General features: G+C 74.0%; 5 protein-coding genes. 2 read left to right on the forward strand and 3 right to left on the reverse strand.

Annotation, left to right across the window (positions count from 1 at the left end; genetic code table 11):
- On the reverse strand, positions 1-677 hold a 677-nt coding region (locus tag F2B26_RS14590), incomplete at its 3' end, for a glutamyl-tRNA reductase (RefSeq protein WP_499679449.1).
- Positions 678-978: 301 nt separating this feature from the next.
- Between F2B26_RS14590 and hemL the strand changes: the two genes are divergently transcribed.
- Positions 979-2,334: a glutamate-1-semialdehyde 2,1-aminomutase gene (hemL, locus tag F2B26_RS14595; RefSeq protein ID WP_235929697.1), complete on the forward strand. Its 1,356-nt coding sequence runs from the start codon at positions 979-981 to the stop codon at positions 2,332-2,334.
- Here hemL and F2B26_RS14600 read toward each other — a convergent pair.
- Both F2B26_RS14600 and F2B26_RS14605 read right to left on the reverse strand, forming a co-directional pair.
- Positions 2,273-2,740 (reverse strand): hypothetical protein, encoded by a 468-nt coding sequence (locus F2B26_RS14600; RefSeq protein ID WP_159810597.1) that lies wholly within the window; start codon positions 2,738-2,740, stop codon positions 2,273-2,275. The genes hemL and F2B26_RS14600 overlap by 62 nt on opposite strands.
- An 82-nt stretch (positions 2,741-2,822) precedes the next feature.
- Positions 2,823-3,617, reverse strand: a complete 795-nt coding sequence (locus F2B26_RS14605) for a hypothetical protein (RefSeq protein WP_159810599.1) — start codon at positions 3,615-3,617, stop codon at positions 2,823-2,825.
- A gap of 230 nt (positions 3,618-3,847) precedes the next feature.
- Here F2B26_RS14605 and F2B26_RS14610 point away from each other — a divergent pair.
- On the forward strand, positions 3,848-4,596 hold a 749-nt coding region (locus tag F2B26_RS14610; protein ID WP_159810601.1), incomplete at its 3' end, for a hypothetical protein.

The raw sequence follows: 4,596 nt of genomic DNA on the forward strand, positions 1-4,596 counted from the left end.
CCGTGCCGCTGCGCGAACCCGTCGGCCCGGCCGCTCCCGGAGTGCACCTGCACGTCACGCACCCCGCGCTCGCGCAGCGCCGCCAGGCTCGCCCCGGCGTAGGCGCCGGTGCCCACGAGCAGCGCGCGCGCTCCCGCCCAGCTGCGGGGGGTGGCGGGTGGCGCCAGACCCGCCCCGGCCAGGTCGAGCGCGACCGCGACGAGCGAGCGCCCGGCCGCACCCACCCCGGTGCCGGCCTCGACCTCGCGCGAGACCCGGCAGGCGTTCTGGAAGGCGGCCTCGAGCAGCGGGGTGGTGAGCCGGTCGGTGCGCGCCTGGGTGAGCGCGGTCCGCACCTGGCCGACGATCTCGCGCTCACCGACCACCATCGACTCCAGTCCCGCCGCCACCGCGAACAGGTGCTCGACGGCGGGCAGGTCGGTCCACAGGCGCAGCCCGGCGACGGCCTCCTCGCCCGCACGGTCGGCGAGCGAGCGCAGCCCCGCCTCGTGCGCGAGCTGCGGCGTCGGGGCGTCCAGGTACAGCTCGACCCGGTTGCAGGTCGCCAGTGTGACGACCCCGAGGGCGGCGCCGGTGGCCACGAGCTCGGCTGCCAGACCCGTCACCCGTGACGAGAGCAGCTCGAGGGTCCCCAGGTCGAGGTCGTGGTGGTCGGCGGACAGTGCGAGCAGGACCACGGGAGGAAGTGAAGCATGCGCGGGCCGTCCTGACGCAATCTTTGCGACCATTCTTGCTGCCTATTGATCTGTTCTGACACAGTGTCCAGAAAATCGCCCTCCGACCCCGGACCTGCTGCCTGCGGCGGAGCGTTCGCGCCGGTCGCGGACGTGTCGGGCACCACCGCTCGCTGTGACACTGATCTGACGTCGCGTCGGAACAATCTCTGAGAATTCTGTTCTACGGTGCGCCGCCCGCGCCGGTTCTCCCATGAATTGCGCGGTCTTCGACAGACGTCGTCCGGCGCGCCACAATGCCCCGGTGACCGTTGCCGACGCACCCCGCCCGTCCGACCCCACCACGAGCCCGACGACGAGCGAGGCCGCCTTCGCCCGCGCGCTGGCGATCATCCCCGGCGGGGTGGACTCCCCTGTGCGGGCCTTCGGGTCGGTCGGCGGCACCCCGCGGTTCCTCGCCTCGGCGGCCGGCCCCCGGGTGCGCGACGTGGACGGTCGCGAGTACGTCGACCTCGTCGGCTCCTGGGGCCCGGCGCTGCTCGGCCACGCCCACCCGGCGATCGTCGAGGCGGCCCGTGAGGCGGTCGGCCGCGGACTCTCGTTCGGCGCACCCACCGTCGGCGAGGCCGAGCTCGCCGAACACATCGCCGCGCGCGTCCCCCCGGCGGTCAAGGTCCGCCTGGTCTCCACCGGCACCGAGGCGACGATGACGGCGCTGCGGCTGGCCCGCGGCGCCACCGGCCGTGACCTCGTCGTGAAGTTCGCCGGGTGCTACCACGGGCACGTCGACGCGCTGCTCGCCGCCGCCGGGTCCGGCGTGGCCACGCTCGCGCTGCCCGGGTCGGCCGGGGTGTCCAGCGCCGTGGCCGGGGAGACGCTCGTGCTGCCCTACAACGACGAGGACGCCGTGCGCACCGCGTTCGCCGCGCACGGGCACCGCATCGCCGCCGTCATCACCGAGGCCGCGGCGGCCAACATGGGCGTCGTCGCCCCGCGCCCCGGGTTCAACGCGGCGCTGCGCGCGATCACCGCCGAGCACGGCGCCCTGCTCATCCAGGACGAGGTGCTCACCGGGTTCCGCGTCTCGGCCGCCGGCTGGTGGGGGCTGGAGGGTGCGCACGAGGGCTGGGCCCCCGACCTGCTCACCTTCGGCAAGGTCATCGGCGGCGGGCTGCCGGTCGCCGCCGTCGCGGGGCGCGCCGACCTCATGGACCTGCTGGCGCCGCTCGGTCCCGTCTACCAGGCGGGCACGCTGTCCGGGAACCCGGTCGCCACCGCCGCGGGCCTGGCCCAGCTGCGGCTGGCCGACGCCGCCGCCTACGCCCGCGTCGACGCGGCCTCCGCCCAGGTCCAGCAGCTGGTCACCGAGGCGCTGGCCGCGGCCGGGGTGGCGCACCACGTGCAGCGCGCCGGCAACCTGTTCTCGATCGCGTTCGGCACCGACCGCCCGGTGCACGACTACGCCGGTATGCAGGCCACCGAGCACTGGCGCTACGGCCCGTTCTTCCACGCCCTGCTCGCTGCCGGGGTCTACCCGCCGCCCTCGGCGTTCGAGGCCTGGTTCCTGTCCGCCGCGCACGACGACGCCGCGCTGTCCGTCATCGCCGACGCCCTGCCCGCGGCGTCCGCCGCAGCGGCGAGCGCGGTCCGTCCGGTCTGAGGCGCCGCACCAGGAGCCGGGGCCAGAAGGCGTACCACCAGGTTCCCTCGACGAGCTCGACCGGCACCTGGTTCGCCCAGAGCGCCTCGACGGCCTCGTCGAGCCCGTCCGCCGCGACCGGGGCAAACCACACTCCAGCCCCGTCGTCCCGGACCAGCAGCACGGACCGCGGCCCCACAAGGGCGCGGGACATCTGCGACCACCGGGCCGTCCATGCTGGTCCCGTGCGCGGAAGCGGCCTCGGGTGACAACGGGCCCGGGCGAGGAGCCCGGCGACCACCGCCATCGCGCGCGGCTCGATCCGTACCTCGAGGCCGTCTGGTCGCACGTGCAGCTCGGCCCAGGGGAACGTCACCCGCACCTGGCCGCGGGAGTCCTGGAAGAAGGACGCGGCACCCGTCGTCATGCGACGCACGTCGCGCCACCACTCCGGCGTGCCGTCGCTTGCATCGAGGACGCTGCCGGACCGCTCGTCGCCCTGTCCACCATCAGACGTCGAAGCCCTTGCCGACCCACCGTGGCCTGGTCGAGCGACGTGCGGCGGCGAGCAGGTCGTCGTCGAACGGTGGGCGGCCACGAGCGATGATCCTGATCTGATCGATGGGCGCCTCGAGCAACGCGCTCGCATTCTCGACCTCGCGAACCTGCTCGAGGACAAGCGTGTCCATCCGCATCCTGCTCGGCCACTCCTCCGGCAGGACGAGCGACCTGACGGTGGCGAACTCGACACTCCTGAGGTCCCTCATCTGACCGAGAGAGCGGGCGTCCAGACGCGGCGAGCCGTGGATCTGCAGCTCTTGAAGGCCACGGAGCTGCGGGACGTCCGGGATGGCCTGGACCTTCCGCGCCTGGGTCAGGGACAGTCGCGTGAGATGCCAGGGCGTCCCTTCGACCCACGAGAAATCACCTCCCTCCAGATGGAGACCCTCGATTCCCGGGTGCAGCCTCAACGACCGCCACTCGGGGAAGCGGTAGCCGGCGAAGGCGCGGAGCCCGCTCGTCGGCGGCACGTCGGGCGCACGCTCCGGCTGCGGCCAGAAGTCCAGCTCCCGCAGGGCGCTGGACTCCTCGATGAACTCGACGCCGCGCCAGGTGACATCGGTGACGATGACGGTGGCGAACGATCGGCACAGCCCTTCGACGAGCGCGCGACCGGATGCCGACTCCGGCTGACGGAACACATTGAGAAGCTCGCAGGACCGGATCAACGCGCCCGGTGCCGCCGGCGGTTCGCCGTCCACCACGAGCATCGGCCCGAAGGTCGATTCGTTGATCTGCCACACCGGCCTCGCGCCCCCGCCCCTGTCGCGGCAGCACAGTCGGCACGGGGATCGGGCCGGGCGGGCGGTCGCGGCGGCCAGCCTGGCACAAGGGGCCGCTGACGAGAACCGCACCCGTCGCCCCCGAACGGGTGACACCGCTGGACCGCAACCCTGGTGACGGGGCACGCTGCGTCTGCCCGATTCGTCCGAGTCGTCCTCGGATGCCGGGTCCGGCACCGTGAAGGACCTCGATGACCCTCCTGCAGAAGGCCGTGTCGCCGCGGCTGTCCCGGGCGTACCTCGAGGAGGGGTACGACAGGGTGGGCGGCCACGTGGTGCGGGTCGCCGACGTGCGGTTCGCGCGGGGGCTCGACGACCTGGCCGCGGTGCACGGGCTGCACGCCCCCGGCTCGGGCTGGACCAAGGACGCCCCGTGGGTGGACCTGCTGCGGTTCTCGACGACCTGGGCGATGCGCTACCTCGGCGAACCGGGCTACGTGGTGCCGCTGTGGTGGCTGGTGCACACCCGGGTGCCGCCGGGCACGCAGCTGGTGCGCCGCCACGCCGACGGAGCACTCGAGCTGCTGGCCCGGTACGGCCACGTGGGCACTGGCTGGACCCCGGCGGACCGGACCCGCTGCGCGCCGACGATGCCGCCGCTGTCGGCCTGCGTCGGGCCGGTGGTGCGCTGGCGCGGGGCCCATCTGGAGGCCGATCTGCTGGGCGACGACGTCGTGCTGGCCACCAGCACCGCGCCGGCCCCGTCGGCCGGGTTCACCCCTGGTGCACCGGGCCGGTGGTTCCGGCAGGTGGAGCGCCGCGAGGTGGACGACGTGCTGGTGCTCGATGTCACCGCCTCCTGGCGCGGGATGCACCGGAACCGCTCCAGCTGCCGGCGCAGGTCCGCGGCCATCGTCGCGAGGCTGGTCGCCGCCGACGAGGTCTCCTCGACCGTCGAGGACGTCGCCGACGCGGCGGCTGCCACGCCGTCGATGGTGCG

Origin of the sequence: Cellulomonas citrea (assembly GCF_009829685.1) — a bacterium.
Classification (GTDB): Bacteria; Actinomycetota; Actinomycetes; order Actinomycetales; family Cellulomonadaceae; genus Cellulomonas; species Cellulomonas citrea.